Genomic DNA, 22,948 nt, shown 5'->3' with positions numbered 1-22,948 from the left:
TTCATATTGACATGATACATTCAGCATGGACAAAACAAATGGAGGGTTGGTAACCAGATGTTTCGACTGACACAGTGGAGTTTAAAAAACGGGATCGCCTTGTTCATTCTCTGCTTGCTCGTTTTAGGCGGAGGATTGTTTACAGCTACACAAATTTCTAAAGAGATTATGCCTGATACTTCTTATCCGGCATTGTGGATTCAGATTTCTGTTCCTGGACAATCTGCGGAAGAAAATGAAAAGACCATTACCAGACCACTAGAAGAAAAAATTATGGCTGCCAATGAAGCGCAAAAAGTGGTTAGCACAACTTCCAGCCATATGGTCAGTGTTCAAGTAGAATATCCTTATGGAACCGATTTGGATAAAGTGAATAGTAAGTTAGAGGCCATAGTTAACAGCCTTAAAATCCCTGAACATGCTGAACGCCAGATTTTAAGTAATGACAATGCGATGAATACCATTTATTACTTCGCTTTGACTTCCAAAAATCCGGATCAGTTACAGCAAAAATTAAACAATACCATTATTCCTGAACTTAAAAAGATTAATGGAATTGCAAACGTCGATGTACAAGGAGAAAAGAAAGCCAAATGGTTGATTGAAGTAAACCAGGATAAAGCAAAAGCAAAAGGAATTAGCCTGCAAACGATAAAGGAAACATTAAACGCGAAAAATACCGATATGACTGTTGGAGCAGTTGAAAGTGATGGAAAAACCATTCCTGTGGATATAAAAGGAGATCTGCGATCCATTAATGACTTAAAAGAGTTGACCATTACATCAAATGCGGCAACAGGTGCTGGACAGCCTGGACAACCTTCAGCTGTTTCACCTAAAGTGAAACTGTCTGATATTGCTACGATTAAACAAACAAGTGAAGATACAGAGATTTCTCGTTTTAATCAAGAGCCTGCTTTTGTCATTTCCGTTACGAAAGAGAAAAGCGGAAATACTGTTGAATTGACCAAAGCTGTTCAAAAAGTCATTGATAAGTATAAATCTGAAGCCAATTATCAAGTATATCCCATTTTCAGTTTTGGGAATGAAATAGAAACGTCTATCTCCAAACTCGTAAAAGAAGGATTGTTTGGTGCTCTGTTTACAGTTGTTGTGATTGCGCTGTTCTTGCGTAGTTTCCGTGCGACGATCATTTCAATTATCTCGTTACCTGTTTCAATTTTGCTCACGATTACGGTATTGGATCAAGTCGGTTATACGCTAAATGTCATGACTTTGGGTGGATTGGCTGTAGCAGTAGGTCGGATTGTTGATGATAGTATTGTAGTCATCGAAAATATCTATCGTTGGTTACAAGAAAGAGGGAATCAGTTCAGTCGGAAAGAGATTGCTTTCCAAGCTACAAAAGAAGTGATGAGCGCAGTAGCTTCCTCTACCTTTGTTACCTGTGTCGTATTTTTGCCGCTCGCACTGATTGAAGGCTATGCAGGTGAGTTATTCCGTCCATTTGCTTTAGCCGTGGCGTTCTCGATCCTTACCTCTTTGCTCGTTGCGATTATGTTGATTCCTGTATTGGGAAAAGCCTTTCTTACCAAAGTGAAACATAAGGAAACAGAAGGGAAGTTGGCAAGTGGTTATGAGAAACTGTTACGATTGGCATTAAAGAGAAGAGGATGGGTTATTGCGTTAGCCATTCTCTTGTTGATCGGATCTGTTTCTCTGGTGCCAATGTTGGGCTTTTCGTTGATGCCATCCGGTAGCAGTTCTGCATTAATGGTGGGGATGGTGCTGCCAGCGACGACCGAATTGAAAAAAACAGATGAAGTAGCGAAGAAAGTGGAAAACTATCTAAAGAATAAAAAAGAAATCGAATATAGTAGTGCGGAAGTTGGACAATCCGTCGATATGATGTCCATGCAGAAAAAAGAGAATGAAGCACGTTTTATGGTTCGGCTGAAAAAGGGATATACGGCTGACCAGATGATGTCCTCCATGAAAAGGGAGATCACCAACTTGGTTAAAGCAGAAGTGCCACAAGCAGAAGTAAGTGTGGATGAATATTCGATGGGAGCTGAAAATCAAGGAAACAATATTAATATCGAATTATATGGAGATGATCTCTTAGCGTTAGAAAAAGCTTCAAAACAAGTGGAAGATCTGTTAAAACAAAATGATCAGTTAAAAAATGTAAAAAATGAAATGAACGAAGTACGTACAAAGTGGTCCATTTCTCTCAACCAAAAAGGAAAAGACTTGAATCTGGATCCAAACCAGCTCATGGGCTTCATGAATGATCAGCTGCAACCTGTTGAAATCGTAGACTACAAGTTGAATCAAGATAAAATCAACTTAACCATTGCATATGACAAGAAAATGACCAGCAAAGAGAAATTGCTTGACTTGAAAATACCTACATCCAGTGGTGAAAAACCATTAAAAGAAGTAGCCAACTTGGTGGAAGAGAAAACGCCCATTGACATCAAACGGGAAGATGGACATACATTGGCAAATGTAACGGCACAGGTAAAAGGTAACGATGTGTATGCTGTTTCGCAAAAAGTGCAAAAAGATGTCGCAGCATTGAAACTGCCAGAAGGAGTCAGTTTAAAAACCACTGGAGGCAGTGAGGAGATCAATAAAGAATTTGCCAAAATGGGTATTGCGATGTTAACTGCCATTGGTTTGGTATTCCTGTTGCTAAGCATTACCTTCCAAGGCTTGTTAACACCGCTTGTGATTTTAACCTCGATCCTCTTTGTACCCATCGGATCTTTTGGATCTTTGTTGCTGGCGAAACAGCCTCTGTCATTGAGTGCGTTAATTGGGATCTTGATGTTGATTGGAATTGTTGTAACCAATGCAGTTGTGCTCCTTGACCGGGTTGAGAATAACCGCAGAAAAGGAATGGATGTAGATGAAGCAATTGTCGAAGCAGGAAAAGTTCGGTTGCGTCCAATCTTGATGACAGCGGTAGCCACTGTCTTTGCGCTCATCCCATTGGCTTTGTCAAGTGATACTGAATCTCTGTCTGCCATTCTCATTTCTAAAGGATTGGCGATTACCGTGATAGGAGGACTTACCACCTCTACTTTGTTGACATTAGTCATTGTTCCTTCCTTTTATCGGGCAGTAGACCGATTCCGTCGAAATAAAGAAAGATTTGAAGAGGAAATCGATCAGATCGGAAGCGAAAAAACAGCTTAAAGTAAAAGCGATGTAACATTTACTTTTAAAATGAATTTTCATTCATGAATGATCCGGTAATACCGGGATATGGCTGTTTATGATGTTGACCAATGAAGGGATTCGTTTTTGAACCCCTTTGTCAACTATCTGAGTCATACCTGGTATTACTTTTTTATATGACACGATTTAAGAGGAGTATTTGTCATGGAAATGTATCCTCTTTTCTATTTCTACAAAAAAGAGAATGGATATGAAATAATAGAATCAATCATCAGAAACCTGGTAATATACTTTTAATTCATGTTTTTATTGTATTAATTATTTAATTTGGATAAATTATGATAATATAAAAATATAAAAGGTGGTGAGTATATGAATAAAAATAGAAAAATGAAGAAGACACATTGGTTTTTAACTGTGAAGTATGTGCCCGTTTTTATTTTGGCTTTAGCGATTATATGGGTCATATACATTGGCTTTGCCAATAGTGGGAAACTGAGCTCACAACCTGCTATTTCTCTGGCAGAAAATACACAAGAGCGGATTGCTTCATTTGAACGACAGATGGATAACGCCAATTTTATTCTGACTGCATTGGGAATTATTGTGACTGTAAGTGGATTTGTCTTAACCTTTTATGGTTATTTCCAGGCGATAAAATTTAAGGAAATTATTGAGGAAGAAGGAGAGAAATATAATCAAAAAGTCGAAGAGTTGTTCAAAAAACATAAACAAAGGATAGACCAGCAATTTAATCAGTTAAATGACCAGTTGCAACACGAGTTTAACGAAAGGGTGAACAATGTCATAGAGGCCATTCAAATATTGACAGCGCCTGTTATTGCCGAATCCAAAGAGTTCCGTTCCTTGGAAAAACGGTTAAATCAGGCCAAGCAAAGGTGCCCGGAAATTTGGGATAAATATTTCTTGGCATTGTTTAATTGGAACCAGCATCTAAAACGGGACCAGATTGCTTTGCCAACAAGAAAATATGCAGAATATGCTTTTCGTTATATGGAAAGACATCTGAAGGAACATCATTATCACAAGGAAGCTTGGCTCATGTTGATCCGCTGGTATAATCAGGAAGATCAAGATGTCCGTGCTGTCGATACTCTTCGTCGATTTTTGGAGAAAGATCCAGAGCATGTTTATCTCGTTGAAAAAGAAGTGACAAATTGGGATATCCAGCAGGAAGATGTGCTTGAATGGAAAGAACAATTGATCAAAGAAGCAAAGAAGAAAGCAGAAGATCCACTTCGGCATGCTTACAAGATTTTGCAGGATGAAGATATTAAACAGGAAAATCAGGCGATTAAACAAGCGATTCGAATTATTAACAAGTATCAATATTTGCTGGAGAGAGAAAAATTGAAGGCCGGTGAAAATAACCTGCAGGATGATGCAATTACAAATTTGAAACAGGAATTATTGAAAGTAGATGATGAAGATTCAAAAATGGATAAGACCAAGCATGAAGATTCACATAACTGAAATCAGGTGATTCTTGGGAAATCCCATCTACAGGTAGGATATGGATCAAGTCATCTCCGCAATTCCTGCGGTTCATAGAATTTTTGCCATGGTTACAAGACTGGACTTGCTGCCTGGTTTTCGCTTTTCAGCCTGGCCTTTATTAGCATCAAAGCTGCGACTTCAAGAAGGAATCGTAGCTTTGATCTTTAATCAAATACGATTCAAATACCATTTCATTGCTTTTTGTTCAATCTCTTTAATCAGCGGGGCTTTTCCGGTCATATAGCCTTCTATATCTTCTGGAAATTGATTCGCCAATTTCTTTTTTAGATGCTCATATCTTTGACGATCTTCACGGTGTGTGCGTAGATACTCACAAAATGCCAAATGGCGTAGAATATGTGAGTTTCCTTCCTCGAAAACGTGAACATGATGTGTCCGCACCCTTTCTCCTTTATAAAAGAAGCGTCGACCTGTAATGCCATTTTCCCCTTTAGCGATATACCCTGAATGTTTCATTAGGTCTTCAAACAAGTCAACTTTCCTGATTTCCTTGACAACAACCAATATATCAATAATCGGTTTGGAGGCTAGATTTGGAACCGAAGTGCTGCCGATATGGTGAATATCAACAAGAATAGGCTGAAAAATATTGCTTAAATGCTGGGCTTCCTTTTGAAATAAAAAGGGCCATTCTTGTTGGTAAGGAACCACGATTACTTTTCGCTTCATAATCATCACCAGATACCGAATCATGTTTGTCTGTATTTTTCATTTTATCATTATTATATAAATTATTAAAACTGTATCAAGGAGAGAATGAAGAATGAATGGAAATGTACTTCATTTTTATGTGAACTATTCTACTATGTCGACATATTCTTTAAAGAATTGCTGATCCAAAGATTTACATAATATTTAATTTTTATTTTAATATGCAGGAAAAAGATCAATAGATACGGAATATACTCAAAAGCAAAAAAAGAGTTGGGTATAGGGCCAAATGGAAAGAAGGGAGCAGGAACATGTATAAGAAAGTGTTGGTTGTAGATGATCAGTATGGCATACGTGTTCTCTTGAAAGAGGTGTTTGCCAAGGATAACTTGATTGTTTTTCAAGCGGCCAATGGGAAGCAAGCACTGGAAATTATACGACTGGAGAAACCCGACCTCATTTTGCTTGATATGAAAATGCCTGGAATGGATGGATTGGAATTACTGCGTAGATTACGCCGTATTGATACAAAAACGAAAGTGATCATGATGACGGCATATGGGGAGCTGGATATGGTAGATGAAGCAGCGAAACTCGGTGCTTTAGGTCATTTTACCAAACCATTTGATATCGAGGAATTGCGATCTGAAGTCATCAGACAACTGGTTTCGTAGCCTTTGAAAATAATACATCATGAGGTGACAGGCATGATGGAAGCGATGATTCGAATTCGAATGAGCCAACAGGATGCGCATTATGGAGGCAATTTGGTTGATGGTGCACGGATTTTGGGGCTATTTGGCGATGTGGCGACTGAAATTCTGATTCGGCATGATGGAGATGAAGGACTGTTTGTTGCTTATGATGAGGTCGTATTCAAAGCTCCAGTTTACGCTGGTGATTTTATTGAAGCTGTTGGACGTTTGGAAAAGGTAGGCAATACATCACGCCGAATCACATTTGAGGCATACAAGGTAATTGAAGCAAGTCGTGATCCTGAACGCCCCTATCTTGCCCGTGTTTTGGATCAGCCGGTTTTAGTGGCGAAAGCTTCGGGTATTTGTGTCGTTCCGAAAGATCGATAGGATCAGGGAGGAGTATCCTGTGAATAAATTGATGATTACGGTGGCTCTGGTAGGGGCAGAGTTGAAAAAAGAAGATACTCCCTATCTGCCCGTTACGCCTGAAGAGATTGGGGAAGCGGCAGCAGAGGCGTGTGAAGCCGGAGCTTCCATTGCCCATATTCACGTACGTGATCAGAATGGCCATCCTTCCCAGGATCGTGAATTATATCGACAAGCTATTCATGAGATTCGCAAACGTTGTAATATCATTGTTCAAGTATCAACGGGTGGGGCAGTGGGGATGACTGCAGGAGAACGGTTACAACCACTCTCGCTCAAACCGGAAATGGCTACTTTAACTACTGGAACGGTAAATTTTGGATCTGGTGTATTTATGAATTCGCCTGAGATAATCGTTACTTTTGCACAAGAAATGCAAAAATATGGTGTCCGCCCAGAATTTGAAATCTTTGATGTGGGCATGATAGCTAATGCTCTACATTTAGTGAAAAAAGGATATGTAACTGGGCATCTTCATTTCGATTTCGTCATGGGGGTTCCAGGAGGGATTCCAGCTACTGCTGAAAATTTGTTACATATGGTGAATCAATTGCCGAAAGGCGCTACCTGGACGGTAGCAGGCATTGGACGTCATCAGTTGCCTATGGCTGCATTGGGAGTGGTCCTGGGAGGGCATGTTCGTGTCGGACTGGAAGATAATATCTATTATCGCAAAGGTGAGCTGGCGACCAACGCCCAACTGGTTGAGAGAGTTGTGCGTATTGCCCGGGAAATGGATCGAGAAATTGCCACACCTGATGAAGCAAGACAAATATTAGATTTATGTAGGTGAACAGTAAGGTTGTTAGTGATATAATGTCAAATTGAAAAGATAGCATCATTTAGTGATTGGAAAAGGAGCAGTCCATCGATCCCAAAAATCAATTAAAGGAGGGAATGTCTGCTGCTTAAACAACCGATATGGATATCCAACCAAGGACTGTTCCAAAATAAATAGTGATCGAGTCTTGAGCCGGTTTGTATTAAGTAGCAGATCTACATATTATGCCACTTGTACCCATGACTGAATTTTTACCTCGGGCGAAAAAAGAAGGGTTTGCTGTTGGTCAATTTAATATGAATAACCTTGAGTTTACACAAGCGATTATTGAAGCAGCCATCGAAGAGCGTTCTCCGTTGATTTTTGGAGCAAGTGAAGGCGCTATTCGTTATATGGGCTTGAACAATGTGGTTGCTCTGGCTAAGGTAGCAGCAGAGGAATCCGGACTTCCTGTTGCTTTGCATCTGGATCATGGCAGTAGTTTTGAAATGGTTATGAAATGTATTCGGGCTGGGTTTTCCTCTGTTATGTTTGATGGTTCACATTATCCATTGGAAGAAAATATTCGTTTGACCAAAAAAGTTGTAGAAGCAGCTCATGCTGTGGGTGTCTCTGTTGAAGGAGAATTGGGTACCATTGGTGGAGTTGAAGATGATCTGAATGTAGCTGAAGAAGATGCCATGCTGGCGAAACCGGAAGAAGCCATTCGTTTCTGGGAAGAAACCCAAGTGGATGCAATGGCGATTGCAGTGGGTACAGCACATGGTATGTATAAAGGAGAACCTAAAATTCGCTTTGACATTATTGAAAAAGTAAGCAAAAATATTGAAGCCCCCATTGTATTACATGGTGGTTCTGGTGTACCGGACGAATCCATTAGAAAATCGATTGCGCTCGGTGTAGGCAAGATTAATGTAAATACTGAAAATCAAGTGGCTTGCACCAATGTGATTCGTGATATTTTGGGAGCAAAGCCAGAAGTCATTGATCCACGCAAATACCTGGGTCCAGCTCGTGATGCAATTAAAGAAGTGATAAAACAAAAAATGCGCCTCTTTGGAAGCTCTGGTAAAGCGTAAGTTTCAAAACTAAAATAACAATGGATGATAATCGGAAGAGAAGAGGTTGGTTCCCCTCCTCTCTTCCTCGTAAAGCAAAGGCCTCACTTGAATTCAGCATTTAAAATCATGGAAGCCCAAGTAAAATAGCGAAAAGCGATGGGGGAGTTCTCCGCTTTTATGCTGTTTGGGGATCAGAAGGAAAAACGAATCAGGCGGTGCCATTCCCTTCATGGTTGAGTTTTATCAATGAATATGGAGGAGTATCACCATGAAATTTTTTATCGATACAGCTATTGTTGATGAAATAAGAGAAGTACATGAGCTGGGGCTTTTGGCAGGAGTAACCACCAATCCTAGCTTGATTGCCAAGTCGGGTCGGGTATTTGAAGAAGTATTGAAAGAAATTGTCAGTTTTGTGGAAGGGCCTGTCAGTGCAGAAGTAATTAGCCGTGAAGCACAGGGAATGATTGAAGAAGGAGAAAAACTGGCACAAATTGCTCCTAATATTACGATTAAAGTACCGATGACATTGGAAGGACTAAAAGCGGTTCATCATTTTGCGAAAAAAGGGATCAAGACCAATGTTACTTTGATCTTTTCAGCCAATCAAGCGTTGATGGCTGCAAGGTCAGGTGCGACATTTGTTAGCCCGTTTATTGGTCGTTTAGATGATATTGGTCATGATGGTATGCAGTTAATTCAGCAAGTCGCTGAAATTTATACGATTCATGATATAAAGACCGAAATCATTGCGGCTAGTGTTCGCCATCCTGTTCATGTTACACAAGCTGCATTGGCTGGTGCGCATATAGCAACTGTGCCATATAAAGTGTTAAAACAGATTGTTCAACATCCTCTAACAGATCAAGGAATCGAAAAATTTGAAGCGGATTGGAAGAAAGCGAATCAGTAAGGGCAGCGCCGTTTCTGGCGGTTGGTAGAGGATACCTTCCGCCTGATTCATTTTGCTTGTGGCCCAAAGGAAGAGGTTATATATGGACAAACTGGTGATCAAAGGTGAACAAACACTCTTTGGAAGTGTGCAAATCAGTGGAGCCAAGAATAGTGCTGTTGCCCTCATTCCCGCCACATTACTATCTGATACCCCAACTGTTTTGGATAATGTTCCGGTCATCCGCGATGTTCTCGCCTATATCAAAATCATCCAAGATATTGGAGTTAAAGCAAATTGGTCAGGAAATCAATTAACGATTGACCCAAGTGGGGTTCATTCATTACCATTACCTAGTAGAAAAGCATCTCAGTTACGTGCCTCCTATTACTTGATGGGAGTGATGCTTGGGCGATTTGGGGAAGCGATTGTTGGATTGCCTGGTGGATGTGAGATTGGATCTCGCCCGATTGACCAACATCTAAAAGGTTTTCGAGCATTGGGAGCAAAAGTTACCCAAGTTGATGATATGATTCGATTAGTTGCTCCTCGACTCCAAGGGGCGCGTATTTATCTGGATGAAGTTAGTGTAGGGGCCACAATTAATATTATGTTGGCTGCTGTTATGGCCGAGGGTCTTACTGTCATTGAAAATGCAGCGAAAGAGCCTGAAGTCATTGATGTGGCGATTCTGCTTAATTCCATGGGAGCCGATATTATTGGTGCAGGTACAGATACGATCCGGATTAAGGGAGTTCATAAGTTACACGGTTGTTATCATACGGTGATTCCAGACCGGATTGAAGCGGGGACATTCATGATTGCAGCGGCAGCTACCCGTGGCGAAGTACTGATTGATCAGGTGATCCCTAAACATATCGAACCTCTTTCTGCCAAATTAAGGGAAATGGGAGTTGCCATTTTTGAAGATCATGAGTCCTTGGTTGTATCTGGACGTTCCCCTTATACTTCTGTTGATATTAAAACACTTCCTTACCCTGGCTTTCCTACAGACTTACAACCGCTTTTTACTGTCCTCTTAACTCAAGCCGAAGGAACCAGCCTGGTATCAGAACACGTTCATCTATCCCGTTTTTCACATATTCAACCGCTTATCAAGATGGGAGCCAAGATCCGGCTAGATGGTCGGACAGCTGTGATTGATGGACCAACTCCCCTTGTTGGAACCAAAGTTTATGCTGAAGATATACGAACTGCAGCAGCTCTATTGATCGCTGGACTGATTGCGAAGCGAGAAACAACCATCATTGGATGGGAACAATTAGAACGAGGTTATGAACAGTTACTTTTCAAATTGCGATCATTAAGTGTGGAAATATAAAAACTAAAATGTAACATAGTTGCTCTATATGTTACACTATTTGTGGATTTTATGACATACTGGTCTGAAAAAGGGGATGAACGTGTATGGAAAGAAGTTTAACAATGGAATTGGTACGTGTAACTGAAGCGGCTGCCATTGCAGCAGGCCGTTGGATGGGGTTAGGCAAGAAAAATGAAGCAGATGAAGCTGCCACTTCGGCGATGCGTAAAGTGTTTGATACGATTCCTATGCGCGGTACAGTTGTCATTGGTGAAGGGGAAATGGACGAAGCACCCATGTTATATATCGGGGAACGTTTGGGATTGGGTTATCTGCCTGAAGTAGATGTGGCAGTAGATCCATTGGAAGGTACAAACATTGTAGCAAAAGGTCTGTGGAACTCTTTATCTGTCGTGGCAGTGTCTGACCGGGGCGGATTGCTTCATGCTCCTGATATGTACATGGAAAAGATAGCAGTAGGGCCAAAGGCAGTTGGTCAAATTGATTTGGATGCACCCGTAGAAGATAATTTAAAAGCAGTGGCTCGTGCTACTGGAAAGGATATGGAAGATGTAGTAGCAGTGGTGTTAGATCGACCTCGACATGCGAAACTGATTGAAGAAATTCGCAAAGCAGGCGCTCGAATCAAATTGATTTCAGATGGAGATGTAGCAGCGGCAGTCAATACGGGATTTCCTGATACAGGTGTAGATATCTTATTTGGTACGGGTGGAGCACCAGAAGGTGTGCTGGCAGCCGTCGCACTCAAGTGTTTGGGTGGTGAAATTCAAGGGCGTCTTGTACCAGAAGATGAAGCACAATATGAAAGATGTATTAAAATGGGTTTGTCTGACCCGAGAAAAGTATTGCGTATGGAAGATATGGTAAAAGGTGAAGATGCCATTTTTGCAGCAACAGGAGTAACAGATGGAGAATTGTTAAAGGGAGTCCGTTATAACGGGAACCTGGTGACAACCCATTCTCTTGTTATGCGTGCAAAAACAGGTACCGTTCGGTTTATAGAAGGTACTCATCGTCTAGAGAAAAAACCGAATTTGGTTATCAAATAAATTTAGAGAGATTGCGTGGTGACAGCGATCGTGGAAGAATTTACACTCGCCGATTTAGAGAGCCGTCGTTTAACGGATTTGTATAAATTAGCGAAGGAATACCAGATTCCCTATTATAGCCAAATGAAAAAGAAAGAGTTGATTTTCGCCATTTTGAAAGCAAAAGCAGAACGAGACGGCTTAATGTTTATGGAAGGAGTATTGGATGTCCTTCCAGAAGGATATGGATTTTTACGCCCGATTAATTTCCTGCCATCTTCAGAGGATATCTACATTTCTGCATCCCAGATTCGCCGGTTTGATCTCCGATCCGGCGATCTGGTCTCTGGGAAAGTTCGTGCCCCAAAGGAAAATGAACGCTTCTTTGGTTTGTTACATGTTGAAGCAGTGAATGGGGAAGATCCTGAAGTGGCTGCAGAACGCCTCCACTTTCCTGCTTTAACTCCTTTGTATCCACAAAAGCGTCTGCGTTTGGAGACAAGCCCGGAAAATATTTCCACACGTGTGATGGATTTGATTTCACCGGTTGGATTGGGACAACGTGGATTGATTGTAGCCCAGCCTAAGGCCGGTAAGACGATGCTTCTAAAAGAAATTGCAAACAGTATTGCGAAAAATCATCCAGAGATCGAATTATTTGTTCTGTTAATCGATGAGCGGCCAGAAGAAGTAACGGATATGCAACGTTCAGTTAAAGCAGAAGTAGTCAGTTCCACTTTTGACGAATTGCCAGAGAACCATATTAAGGTCGCTGAACTCGTGCTGGAGCGAGCACAGCGTTTGGTGGAACATAAACGACATGTGGTGATTTTGCTTGATAGTATTACTCGTTTGGCAAGAGCTTACAATCTGGTCATTCCGCCAAGTGGACGTACTTTATCAGGAGGAATTGACCCGGCTGCGTTCCATCGACCCAAGCGCTTTTTTGGAGCAGCGAGAAATGTGGAAGAAGGCGGAAGTTTGACCATTTTGGCTACTGCTTTGGTCGATACAGGCTCGCGTATGGACGATGTCATTTATGAGGAATTTAAAGGCACAGGAAATATGGAGTTACATTTGGATCGTAAATTGGCTGAGCGGCGAATTTTCCCGGCGATTGATATTTTGCGGTCTGGTACCCGGCGGGAAGAACTGCTGCTTAGCAAGGAAGAGCTAGAGAAGATTTGGATGATCCGAAAGTCCTTGGCAGATAATAATGAGTGCATTGAAGCGTTTTTGAAAAAATTAAAAAATACCAAGTCCAATGAAGAGTTTTTGGCTTCGATTGAACTTCCTCGCTCCCCTCTTAAAACTACTACAGCTTCTTAACCTATTTTTTTGCATACCAATGAAGATTGCCTCATATAGATGAGAATGGGGTCGACCCCAACTATCATCTGATATGAGGTGTTGGAATGTCCCACAAAAAGCTTATAGCTTCTTCGTTGACCATTTGTTCCGCTTCGGCTGCTTGGGCGATGGGCACAACCAACTCGCATCCAGTATACTCAGAAGAACTGCAAAAACCGATTACACCTTTTGGTAAAGAGCTGATCGCCCAGGAAGCATTAGTTCAGTATTTAAGTCCCATTACTGCTATGGCGGACGGAAATTTGGCGGCCAGAGTGGAAACCAAACCACTTGCTTATGAGGTAAAACAAGGTGATACTTTATATCAAATTGCTCAATTCTTTGGTGTTGATTATCATGATCTTGCCAAGTATAATCACCTGACAGATACTCAGCGTTTACAAACTGGCCAGAAACTAAATATTCCGATCTTGCGAAAATGGATTCGGGTTCGAATGGGAGAAACACTGGAATCACTTGCGGAAAAATATCAGATAACCAAAGAGCTAATCTTGCACCTCAATCCAGAACTCCAAAAATCGAAACAGGCCTATGTTGGACAATGGATAGCTGTTCCACAATTGATTGACCCAGCGAAATCACATAAACCAAATGGTCGAGCAAACCAGGGTAAAGCCAAAATTCTTCCTATGCAAGAAAAACGGGAGGCTGTTGCTGTTGTAAAACAGGAGTCAGAAAAGCAAAGCTCTTATGTTTTCCAATGGCCTGTGGATGGACAGATTACAAGTAATTTTGGATGGCGAAATGGAAGACAGCACAAGGGAATTGATATTTGGAATGCAGCTCGATCCAAAACCCCTATTCATTCATCATTAGGTGGAGTTGTAGTACGGGCAGGATATGCAGGGAGTTATGGTAATCTTGTCGTGGTTGATCATGGAGGAGGCTGGGTCACTTATTATGCACATTTAAGCCGCATTCATGTGCACAAAGGACAAAAGGTAGATACAGGCCAATTGCTCGGAATGATGGGAAGTACTGGTGATTCAACGGGGTATCATCTGCACTTTGAAGTGCGGAAAAACGGTCAAGCGATTAATCCGCTGTCTGTACTTCGGTAAAGGACTTATTTGATTTGTTCGCATTAGCATTCCAGAGATTGACTATCGCAGATATCGCGTCAATATAGAGAGGATCTCGCTTCTTGCCTTGCGGTATGAGCAATGTTCGTGATATAATACATCAGTGGTTTTTAGGTCGATGGGGCGCAAGTCGCAAGTGAAAGAGGTGAGTATAGATGAAAGCAGGTATTCATCCAGCTTATAAATTAACAACAGTTACCTGTGCATGCGGAAATACATTCGAAACAGGATCTACTGTTGAAAATTTACGTGTTGACGTATGCTCTGCATGTCACCCGTTCTTTACTGGTAAACAAAAAATGGTGAACGCTGGTGGACGTGTGGATCGTTTCAAAAAGAAATACAACCTTAAGTAATCAAGCAAGCACGATGTGCTTGCTTATTTTTTGCTATGCTTTTGTTGCAAACGGGATGGTTATTTTATGCTACAATGTGGTTCGGTAGAATCGTGTTTGAGATAAAATGCAGGAGGTGTAGACTGCTACTTGAATAAGTCAAATAAAAAGAAGTGTTTATGAATCGATAGATGAAACACCTGGCTTTTTGTGGATGAAGGCTGGTAAAGAAAGAATGGGTATTTGGTTAAAAATGGGATCGATGTTTTTTGAATGGATCTATTTATTATCATTATTCAAGGTTTCAAGTAGCAGGAAAGAGATATGTCATACAATACATTTCTCATGCAAAAAGAGGGATGGATTGAGGTTATTTGCGGTGGAATGTTTTCCGGTAAAAGTGAAGAGCTAATCCGCCGCATTCGTCGTGCCAGAATTGCCAAATTAAATGTACAGGCGTTCAAACCAGCGATTGATGACCGATATCATCATGAAGCCATTGCTTCGCATAATGGATTAATGGCCGATGCAAAAGCAATTCAGACGGCCGGAGAAATTTTAAATTATGTTTCCGAAGAAACGGATGTCATTGCAATCGATGAAGTTCAGTTCTTTGATATGGATATTGTATCGATTTGTCAAAAACTGGCGGATCAAGGGAAAAGAGTCATTTGTGCGGGGCTGGATCAAGATTTTCGTGGCAAGCCTTTTGGTCCTACTCCTTTTTTATTGGCAGTTGCAGAACACGTTACCAAACTGCAAGCGATTTGTGTAAAGTGTGGTGGACCGGCAAGCCGGACGCAGCGATTGATCAATGGACGACCTGCGAAAGAAGATGATCCGGTCATACAGGTAGGGGCGGATGAGCAATATGAAGCTCGTTGTCGTCACTGTCATGAAGTATTGCGGAAATAGTTATCAAGGTTCGAGGCGATGGGCAAACAGGAAGAGAAATCGGCTCCTTTTTCCATTATCAATGATTCGAAAAAGGAGCCGGTTCTAGTTGATTGAGATGTTGCAGGCAAATTCTCGAAGTTGTTGACGAACCGGCAAATAACCGAAATTTTGTCAACAAGCTGTCCCACTAGTCATGTCTAGTGGGTGATTTTTACCCGATCGGCGGTAATACCACTAAAGAAATATTGTAAGTTGCATGTACAATCATGGTAAATGTGGTGTGATAGTATTTTCTTAATAGACCGAGAGCCAAAGCGAAAACAAGCACGATGAATGTAGATAAACTGAATCCATAATTGGCATGGGTAAACGTAAAGAGAATAGCTGTATAAACCAAGCCAAATCGTGGCTGCAGAGCCCCTCGGAAAATTAATTCTTCACCCAGAGCAGCAGCGAGTCCCAATGTCAGAATGCCGATGGTAGAGGTAAATAATGGCCCTAGCATTTTTTCGGTCAGTTTATTTACATGCGGATCCCCTGTGATTCCCGCTTTAACGGCAATAAACTCCAGGAGCTGGGCAAGATAGGAAAAGCACACACCAATAAGGAGAGCGAGTAAAATAATTTGAAGTGTTGGTTTTTCCAATCCTAATCGTTTGATAGTTTCTTTGCTGTTTCGACGGGTTAACCATCCAACTCCAACGAAGCTGATCAGCACAAACAAAAGATCTTGGGACCAGATGCTGCTGAGAGTGGAACCTAAACTTTGCACAGGTTCGATTTGACTGAGCGTTTCCAAACCGATGCCCAAGTAAAAAAACAATTGGATAAAAATGGTCATGCTAAGAGATAAAGCAATGGTATGAACTCGGTGAAAAGGATCAATCGGAATCAAACGAGCAATTCCTTTTCGAACCGCAGGAATAAAAGTCAGCATGGCAAGTAGTGAAGAGATCCATATGCCAAGCCCCATAAACGAGAGTGAGGATTGCTTGATAGGCAGATTGGTTGCTATTTTTTCAAATACTTCTGCTGGGAGCATACTGAATAGTTGATTGGCCAAACCGATCAAGAATAACAGGCCATAAATGGCTCCGATGAGAACGTAGAGGACAATCGCCAGTGTTTCACCTTTGTTGGGGTTAGATTCCCGGTTTTTTTCAGACAAGTTAACAAGATAGAAAAGGAGCAAAAAAGGGGTAAATGTGAATAGTGTTTCCCAGATTGGTTGTGTAATATTTGACATTCCAAAATCTCCCTTACTTGTTTAGGTACTTGCATATTATATCATATGTGAAATGACTCTGATTTTCTTCTCCATCTTTCCTATGATATGATACTAGCGTGCGGATTATGGAAATAAAAGCAGTTTTGATATAAAATTATTCATTTAGATGATGGATTGGGAGTGAAGAGCTGTGCTGGATCGTTTGGAAGCCATTCATCGACGCTATGAAGAGTTAAGCCGATTGCTTTGTGATCCAGAAGTGATTAATGATCCAAAAAAGTTAACGGCTTACTCAAAAGAACAAGCTGGCTTGGAAGAACAAAATCAAGCTTACTTGGAATATAAACAAGTTGTTGAACAACTTCAAGAAGCGAAAGCCATGTTGGAAGAAAAATTGGATGATGAAATGCGAGAGTTAGTGAAAGCAGAGATTGATGAGCTAACTCCACGCAAAAAACAGCTGGAAGAACGTATTCGGATTCTGCTTTTACCTAAAGATCCAAATGATGAGAAAAACGTCATTGTCGAAATTCGTGGAGCGGCTGGTGGAGAAGAAGCAGCGTTGTTTGCTGCAGATCTTTATCGAATGTATACACGCTTTGCGGAACGCCAAGGCTGGAAAGTAGAGTTGTTGGAAGCGAATGTTACTGGACTGGGTGGTTTTAAAGAAGTTGTTTTCTCTATTCAGGGACGTGGAGCATATAGCCGTTTGAAGTATGAAAGTGGAGCGCATCGCGTACAACGTGTCCCAACAACAGAATCAGGCGGTAGAATCCATACCTCAACAGCCACGGTTGCCGTACTTCCCGAAGTAGAAGAGGTTGAAGTAGAAATCAACGATAAAGATATTCGCATTGATACTTTCTGCTCTAGCGGTCCAGGTGGACAAAGTGTGAATACCACGAAGTCAGCTGTACGTATCACACATATTCCGACTGGAATCGTAGTCTCCTGTCAAGATGAAAAATCCCAGAACAGCAATAAAGAGAAAGCGATGCGGGTCCTTCGTGCACGTTTGTATGATTTAAAAATGCAAGAAGAGATGGCCAAATTGGCTGATGCACGAAAAAGTCAAGTGGGTACAGGTGACCGAAGCGAACGGATTCGTACCTATAATTTCCCGCAAAGTCGGGTTACAGACCACCGGATCGGTTTAACTTTGCATAAACTGGATCTCGTTTTGGATGGCGAATTGGATGAGATTATTAATGCTTTGATCATGGATGAACAAGCAAGACTACTTGCAAAAGCGGAGTGAAGTGATGGGTTTGGCAGAAGTCATTTTCGGATGAGATGATGCGGCAGGAGAAAGAATTCAGGGGGCACATAGTCAATGAATACAGGAAAATCAATTCGGGTAGCCTATCAGATGGCTGCCTCTTTTTTACATAAACATGGAATCGAGTCGCCAGAATTTGAGGCGGAATGGTTGTTGCGACGGATTTTGGGAGTGGATCGTACCCAATTTTTTATGATATGGGACCAGTTGATCACACCTGAGCAGGAAATCAAGTTGCAACAGTGGTTAAACCGACGGGCGCATGGTGAACCGCTTCAATATATTTTTGGTGATCAGGAGTTTTATGGTCGATTGTTTACTGTCACACCTGCTGTCCTTATTCCCCGACCAGAAACGGAACTGCTTGTTGAAGCGGTCATTCAAGAAGCGATCCAAAAATGGGAACTGGAAACATTGCATGTGGTCGATGTAGGAACAGGAAGTGGATGTATTGCGATTACTTTGGCCAAGGAATGTCCGCATTGGCGATTCACTGCAATTGATATATCACAGGAAGCACTCCAGGTAGCCAGGATTAATGCGAAGAAACATGCAGCAGTTCGGCACATTCGTTTTGTTCATGGCGAATATTTGTCTCCCATGCTGCAAGAAGGTGTTACGTTTGATATTTTGGTATCAAATCCTCCATATATTCCCTCGTCTCATATCCAATTTCTCGAAAAGCAAGTGAGTGAATATGAGCCGAAGCTGGCACTGGATGGTGGCGAGGATGGACTGGAACCTTATCGTGTATTGACTCGGCAAGTGGCTATGCTACCTGTAAAACCGCGGCTCATTGCCTTTGAAATCGGACATGATCAGGGAGAAGCAGTTGCCCAATTGGTAGAGAATCTGGGAGCTCAGGTTCAGATCCGAAAAGACTGGGCTGGGCATGATCGGATTGTTCTAGGAAAAATGTAGCTTTTTTTCAAAAAATGTGATTAATTCCTCTTTGCTTTGTCCATACTGATGGATAGAAGAAAAGAGGAGGACGGAAAGATGAAAAAAGGTCATTATTTTTTCCTGTTTATATTCGTGATTATGGGATTATTTTCTTTTCATGTTATAAATGATGAGATCTGGGCGGGAAGCAAGGTATTGTCAGGAACAGACAAAGAAATTCCAGAACAGGCTATTCGATTGCGTATCCTTGCCAATAGTGACACTGTACAGGATCAATGGCTAAAAAGAAAAGTACGTGATCAAGTGGTTGAAGAAATCCAATCGTGGGCGGCACAACCCAGGAATCTGGATGAAGCACGAAAACTGATTGGAAAACGGATTCCCCTGTTTCAGCAGATCGCGGAGCAAACCGTTCGACAGTATGGTTTTACCTATCCGGTCAAAGTGGATTTTGGACAAGTTCCTTTCCCAACCAAGCTGTATGGGGAAAAAGTATATCCAGCGGGAAATTACGAAGCTCTACGCATCACTTTGGGAAAAGGAGAAGGAGATAACTGGTGGTGTGTACTGTTTCCGCCCCTTTGTTTTGTAGATATGGGAAGCGGTGAAGCTATTCCCAAGAAAAGTGCATCGTTGTCGGCTTCCCTTACGCCTAAGACGGAAGTATTGGCTGCGGCAGCGGATGAGGAAGTAAATGGATCTGAACCGGAATCGTGGCAAGTGCGTTTTCTACTTGTTGAGCAGTTAACTCATTGGTGCAAAAAATGGTTTTGATTGTTCTAGATTCGTTTCCCCTTTCATACCGTGGTAATGGACAAGGTCTGAAGGGGGATATTTATGTTTTTAATTCGAAGAGCCCAGGCTTCTGATCTCCATTCGGTACGCCATCTGTTGAAGAGATCTAAAATCAAAGATCAGGGAATTGATCAACATCTTGAGCATTTTTTTCTGGTCGAGCAAGCATCTGAAGGGGAAGAACACGTCAAAATTGTTGGAATGATTGGACTGGAAGTATATAAGCCTTATGGTTTACTCTCCTCTTTTATCCTGGCTAAAGCGTCGTGGAGTGCAAAAATAGGTATTCATTTGATCAAGATAATCCTAACCTATGCGGAAACAATCCAATTATTAGAAGTATATTTATTAGCTGGGCATGCTGCAGATTTATTTCAGCAGATGGGATTTGAAGTGATTACTTATGAGGAATTACCTGAGGAGATTCGAGGAACGGGGCATATTCAGTTATGTCAAGAAAAAGATGGGGTTCCTATGGTATATCGTGTTTTCAAAAAGAAAAAGCACTGATCCAATGGAAGAAGGGGAAATACCGGTACCTGTACAAAAGGGCCGGATTTTTTGTTTAACAACCTTTAAAATCAATCAATGATTGAATGTTTTTTGCATCCAATCTCTTGGATGATACAATATCCTTAGATAGGTATATCTTCAAAAAAAGGGAATTTCTCATTTTGATTCTAAGATTTTTCAAATGGGTAAGCGAGGGCATAAGGGAATCCTCTGCCCATCAAAAAAGCAATGGTGTTGGTTTGTGATCATACATGTCGTCATGATTGACCTGAACAATGTTCCATAATACTATGATGAACAACAGGAAAAACCATGCAAAGGACAAAATGGGAAGGAAACGGATCCCTCCTCCTTTTGATCTGCCAGTTCGGTAACGGTGATTTAGATGTGGCGTGCTTCAGTTCATCTCCCGCCTGCAACCAGGTTTTTTCATATCGTTTGCAGATATGTTATGATAAGTCAACAGATGGAAAAAAGAAAAAGGGGAATGACATGTGCAACTTAAGACAACTCACTGGTGGAAGATTCCTTCGCATAAAAATGTTGAAGAATTAAAAGAGTTGGAGGAAATGAGAAGCGCAGCTCGCCTCCTTCGAGAAGGTGGATTGGTCGCTTTTCCGACAGAAACCGTATATGGCTTGGGAGCGGATGCAACAAAAGAAGAGGCATCTTCAGCCATTTTTGCCGCAAAAGGGAGACCAAAGGATAATCCATTGATTGTACATATTGGGCAGAAAAAACAGTTAACCCAAATCACCAGGGAAATCCCACCCGTTGCTCATCAACTGCTCCATCGTTTTTGTCCAGGTCCGCTCACTTTGGTTTTAAAGCATAATGGGAGTCTGGCGCAAACCGTTACTGCTGGACTCGATACCGTGGCTGTAAGGATTCCAAGTCATCCTGTCGCCCTTGCTTTATTGCAATTGGCGGATATACCCATTGCTGCTCCAAGTGCAAATCGTTCAGGTCGCCCAAGTCCAACAACAGCTGATCATGTTTGGAGTGATTTGGCAGGAAAAATCGATATATTGCTCGATAGTGGACCGACAAGTGTCGGGGTGGAATCGACCGTTGTGGATGTGACAGGGAAAGTGCCTGTTCTCCTTCGTCCAGGAGGTATTACCATCGAAGAATTAAAGAAGGCCATAGGAAAAATAGAAATGGATCCCGGACTCCTGAATCAGAAGAGAAAACCACGGTCACCTGGTATGAAGTATAAGCATTATGCTCCACAAGGTGAGCTATGGTTGGTGCAGGGGGAAGAAAAAAGCATGATTCGGAAAATGAGGCAACTGGCAGAGCAAGCCCTTGCACGCGGCAAAAAGGTAGGAATCTTGACAACAGAAGAGCATCAGGATCAATTCCGTGGCTTATTTGTGGTTTCCTGTGGTCGTCGTAAAGAACCAGCAAGCGTTGCCATTCGGCTTTATGATGCACTGCGTCGATTTGATGAAGAAAAGGTTGAAATCATTTATGCTGAAAGCTTTCCTCAATATGGCTTATTCCACTCCATCATGAATCGTTTGTGGAAGGCGGCGGGCGGAAGGGTCATCAAGTCTTAATCGGAAAGCAAAAGAAAAAGCATTTTTCCGCAACAGAGACGGAAAAATGCTTTTTCTTTTGCTGATTTTGGTTCTTTTTTTGTGATACCTGGCATAACATGTACAAGCAATTGAAGGACAAGGAGGCATAAAATGGGGCTTTCCTTTCCAGAGTGGGGACAGATTATCACTTTGATCTTGATTGCGATGGCGTTGGGGATGGATGCATTTTCATTGGGAATTGGCTTGGGAATCCGGGGATTATCGATTCGCAAGATCACTCTTTTGAGTAGTTCAATTGGTTTGTTTCATGTGTTAATGCCATTGATTGGATTGGGGATAGGACAGTATTTAACTAAGTATATGCAAGAAATTGCAGCAATTGTTGGCGGAGGCATGCTTTGTTTTTTAGGTGGAAACATGTTGTGGAACAGCTTAAAGCAAGAAGAAAATCAGTCTTACATCAATACGGATTCATTAGGGAGTGTTCTATTATTTTCCTTTAGTGTAAGTTTGGATTCTTTATCTGCAGGACTTAGCCTGGGATTGTTTGCAGTCAATCATTTTCTGGCAGTTCTCTTTTTTGGCGGTATTGGAGCGATCATGGCCGGGATTGGACTGGGGTTAGGAAAATATTTAGGTACTTGGTTAGGAAATTATGGTGAGGCGATTGGCGGGATGATCTTATTTATGCTAGGGGTTAAATTTATATGGTGAGCGTGATGAATCAGGCGATGTGGGTTAGTTCATTGGCCGGCCTCTCAACCTTAATGGGGGTTTTGCTTGTTTTTTTCGTTCCCGTCACCCAGCGAGTCTTTTCTTTTATCATTGGCTTTTCCAGTGGGATTTTATTGTTTATTTCTTTTGCTTTTTTATTGCCTTTATCGATAAAATATGGAAATTTGAGTCAAATTTTTGCTGGGATGGGTTTGGCGCTATTTTTTCTATGGTTGCTCCATCTTCTTCCTTTTTGTAAAGTAGAAAGAAAAGGAAATACAACAGATTTTTTTCAACTTAGTGTTTTACTATTTCTCGCCATTCTTGCTCATCACATCCCGGAAGGAATTGCGATTGGCATGGGATTTGAAATCGAACACCAAGTAGGCTTCAGTTTGGCATTGGCGTTAGCGATGCATAATATTCCAGAAGGAATGGGATTGGCCATGACCCTTCGATCAACGGGGCAGAGGCCATTTTTATTCATAAGCCTTATTTTTGTGTGTGTGATTTCTTTGCCGGTTGGAACAGGCATGGGTTTACTCTTTGTACAACAATCACCAGAATTGATAGCCATCGGGTTTTCTTTTGCTTTTATGGTCGTTTTATGGATGATATACGAAATAGGAAAGCACATTTTTTCCTTTTATTTGAGAATGTTTGTTCACGGTTTATGGATTGGGGGTATTTTTATGTATATCATCCATCAATTTCACTGA

22 protein-coding genes are annotated in these 22,948 nt (G+C 41.5%); 20 read left to right on the top strand and 2 right to left on the bottom strand.

Annotation, left to right across the window (positions count from 1 at the left end; genetic code table 11):
- Positions 1-57 precede the first annotated feature (57 nt).
- Positions 58-3,165 carry an efflux RND transporter permease subunit gene (locus BMZ78_RS01595; protein WP_093227377.1) on the top strand — a complete coding sequence of 1,036 codons (3,108 nt, stop codon included), beginning with the start codon at positions 58-60 and terminating at the stop codon, positions 3,163-3,165.
- Between the two features lie 354 nt (positions 3,166-3,519).
- Positions 3,520-4,641, top strand: a complete 1,122-nt coding sequence (locus BMZ78_RS01590; protein WP_093227376.1) for a tetratricopeptide repeat protein — start codon at positions 3,520-3,522, stop codon at positions 4,639-4,641.
- Positions 4,642-4,833: 192 nt separating this feature from the next.
- Here the strand turns inward: BMZ78_RS01590 and BMZ78_RS01585 are convergent, their stop codons facing one another.
- The gene (locus BMZ78_RS01585; protein WP_217644979.1) at positions 4,834-5,355 is read right to left on the bottom strand and encodes a GrpB family protein; all 522 of its coding nucleotides are present in this window, start codon (positions 5,353-5,355) and stop codon (positions 4,834-4,836) included.
- Positions 5,356-5,648: 293 nt separating this feature from the next.
- On the opposite strand from BMZ78_RS01585, the gene BMZ78_RS01580 reads away from it, so the two are divergent.
- The 11 genes from BMZ78_RS01580 (at position 5,649) to BMZ78_RS01530 (ending at position 15,271) form a co-directional block, all read left to right on the top strand.
- Positions 5,649-6,011, top strand: a complete 363-nt coding sequence (locus tag BMZ78_RS01580; protein WP_093227374.1) for a response regulator — start codon at positions 5,649-5,651, stop codon at positions 6,009-6,011.
- Between the two features lie 33 nt (positions 6,012-6,044).
- Positions 6,045-6,422, top strand: coding sequence for a 3-aminobutyryl-CoA ammonia lyase (kal, locus tag BMZ78_RS01575; protein WP_245739689.1), 378 nt, complete (start codon positions 6,045-6,047; stop codon positions 6,420-6,422).
- A 19-nt stretch (positions 6,423-6,441) separates the two neighbouring features.
- Complete coding sequence (gene kce / locus BMZ78_RS01570) at positions 6,442-7,254, top strand: 3-keto-5-aminohexanoate cleavage enzyme (protein ID WP_093227371.1); 813 nt, start codon at positions 6,442-6,444, stop codon at positions 7,252-7,254.
- A 212-nt stretch (positions 7,255-7,466) separates the two neighbouring features.
- A complete protein-coding gene (fba, locus tag BMZ78_RS01565) occupies positions 7,467-8,321 on the top strand; it encodes a class II fructose-1,6-bisphosphate aldolase (protein WP_093227370.1) in 855 nt (284 codons plus the stop codon).
- Between the two features lie 250 nt (positions 8,322-8,571).
- Positions 8,572-9,216, top strand: a complete 645-nt coding sequence (fsa, locus tag BMZ78_RS01560; protein WP_093227368.1) for a fructose-6-phosphate aldolase — start codon at positions 8,572-8,574, stop codon at positions 9,214-9,216.
- Between the two features lie 82 nt (positions 9,217-9,298).
- On the top strand, positions 9,299-10,537 hold the full coding sequence (locus BMZ78_RS01555; protein ID WP_093227366.1) for a UDP-N-acetylglucosamine 1-carboxyvinyltransferase: 1,239 nt from the start codon (positions 9,299-9,301) through the stop codon (positions 10,535-10,537).
- A gap of 86 nt (positions 10,538-10,623) precedes the next feature.
- Positions 10,624-11,589 (top strand): class II fructose-bisphosphatase, encoded by a 966-nt coding sequence (gene glpX, locus BMZ78_RS01550; protein WP_093227365.1) that lies wholly within the window; start codon positions 10,624-10,626, stop codon positions 11,587-11,589.
- A gap of 27 nt (positions 11,590-11,616) precedes the next feature.
- Entirely contained in the window at positions 11,617-12,897 is a 1,281-nt protein-coding gene (rho, locus tag BMZ78_RS01545) for a transcription termination factor Rho (protein WP_245739707.1), read from the top strand.
- Positions 12,898-12,983: 86 nt separating this feature from the next.
- The gene (locus BMZ78_RS01540; protein ID WP_093227363.1) at positions 12,984-14,000 is read left to right on the top strand and encodes a M23 family metallopeptidase; all 1,017 of its coding nucleotides are present in this window, start codon (positions 12,984-12,986) and stop codon (positions 13,998-14,000) included.
- Positions 14,001-14,176: 176 nt separating this feature from the next.
- Positions 14,177-14,377: a 50S ribosomal protein L31 gene (gene rpmE, locus BMZ78_RS01535; RefSeq protein WP_093227362.1), complete on the top strand. Its 201-nt coding sequence runs from the start codon at positions 14,177-14,179 to the stop codon at positions 14,375-14,377.
- 303 nt (positions 14,378-14,680) lie between these two features.
- Positions 14,681-15,271: a thymidine kinase gene (locus BMZ78_RS01530; RefSeq protein WP_245739688.1), complete on the top strand. Its 591-nt coding sequence runs from the start codon at positions 14,681-14,683 to the stop codon at positions 15,269-15,271.
- Between the two features lie 193 nt (positions 15,272-15,464).
- Here the strand turns inward: BMZ78_RS01530 and BMZ78_RS01525 are convergent, their stop codons facing one another.
- A complete protein-coding gene (locus BMZ78_RS01525; RefSeq protein WP_093227360.1) occupies positions 15,465-16,499 on the bottom strand; it encodes a CPBP family intramembrane glutamic endopeptidase in 1,035 nt (344 codons plus the stop codon).
- A 172-nt stretch (positions 16,500-16,671) separates the two neighbouring features.
- Between BMZ78_RS01525 and prfA the strand changes: the two genes are divergently transcribed.
- The 7 genes from prfA (at position 16,672) to BMZ78_RS01490 (ending at position 22,948) form a co-directional block, all read left to right on the top strand.
- Positions 16,672-17,739 carry a peptide chain release factor 1 gene (prfA, locus tag BMZ78_RS01520; RefSeq protein ID WP_093227359.1) on the top strand — a complete coding sequence of 356 codons (1,068 nt, stop codon included), beginning with the start codon at positions 16,672-16,674 and terminating at the stop codon, positions 17,737-17,739.
- 75 nt (positions 17,740-17,814) lie between these two features.
- Complete coding sequence (prmC, locus tag BMZ78_RS01515; protein WP_093227357.1) at positions 17,815-18,681, top strand: peptide chain release factor N(5)-glutamine methyltransferase; 867 nt, start codon at positions 17,815-17,817, stop codon at positions 18,679-18,681.
- A gap of 78 nt (positions 18,682-18,759) precedes the next feature.
- Complete coding sequence (gene spoIIR / locus BMZ78_RS01510) at positions 18,760-19,437, top strand: stage II sporulation protein R (RefSeq protein WP_175482233.1); 678 nt, start codon at positions 18,760-18,762, stop codon at positions 19,435-19,437.
- A 63-nt stretch (positions 19,438-19,500) separates the two neighbouring features.
- Complete coding sequence (locus BMZ78_RS01505; RefSeq protein WP_093227354.1) at positions 19,501-19,968, top strand: GNAT family N-acetyltransferase; 468 nt, start codon at positions 19,501-19,503, stop codon at positions 19,966-19,968.
- A 572-nt stretch (positions 19,969-20,540) separates the two neighbouring features.
- Entirely contained in the window at positions 20,541-21,533 is a 993-nt protein-coding gene (locus tag BMZ78_RS01500; RefSeq protein ID WP_093227695.1) for an L-threonylcarbamoyladenylate synthase, read from the top strand.
- Between the two features lie 132 nt (positions 21,534-21,665).
- The gene (locus BMZ78_RS01495) at positions 21,666-22,229 is read left to right on the top strand and encodes a manganese efflux pump MntP (RefSeq protein ID WP_093227353.1); all 564 of its coding nucleotides are present in this window, start codon (positions 21,666-21,668) and stop codon (positions 22,227-22,229) included.
- Entirely contained in the window at positions 22,223-22,948 is a 726-nt protein-coding gene (locus BMZ78_RS01490; RefSeq protein WP_093227351.1) for a ZIP family metal transporter, read from the top strand. The genes BMZ78_RS01495 and BMZ78_RS01490 overlap by 7 nt, the downstream gene beginning before the upstream one ends.

Source organism: Thermoflavimicrobium dichotomicum (assembly GCF_900114055.1).
GTDB lineage: Bacteria > Bacillota > Bacilli > Thermoactinomycetales > Thermoactinomycetaceae > Thermoflavimicrobium > Thermoflavimicrobium dichotomicum.
The sequence above is the reverse complement of the archived record's forward strand: the minus strand, read 5'-3'. Positions and strand labels throughout refer to the sequence as shown.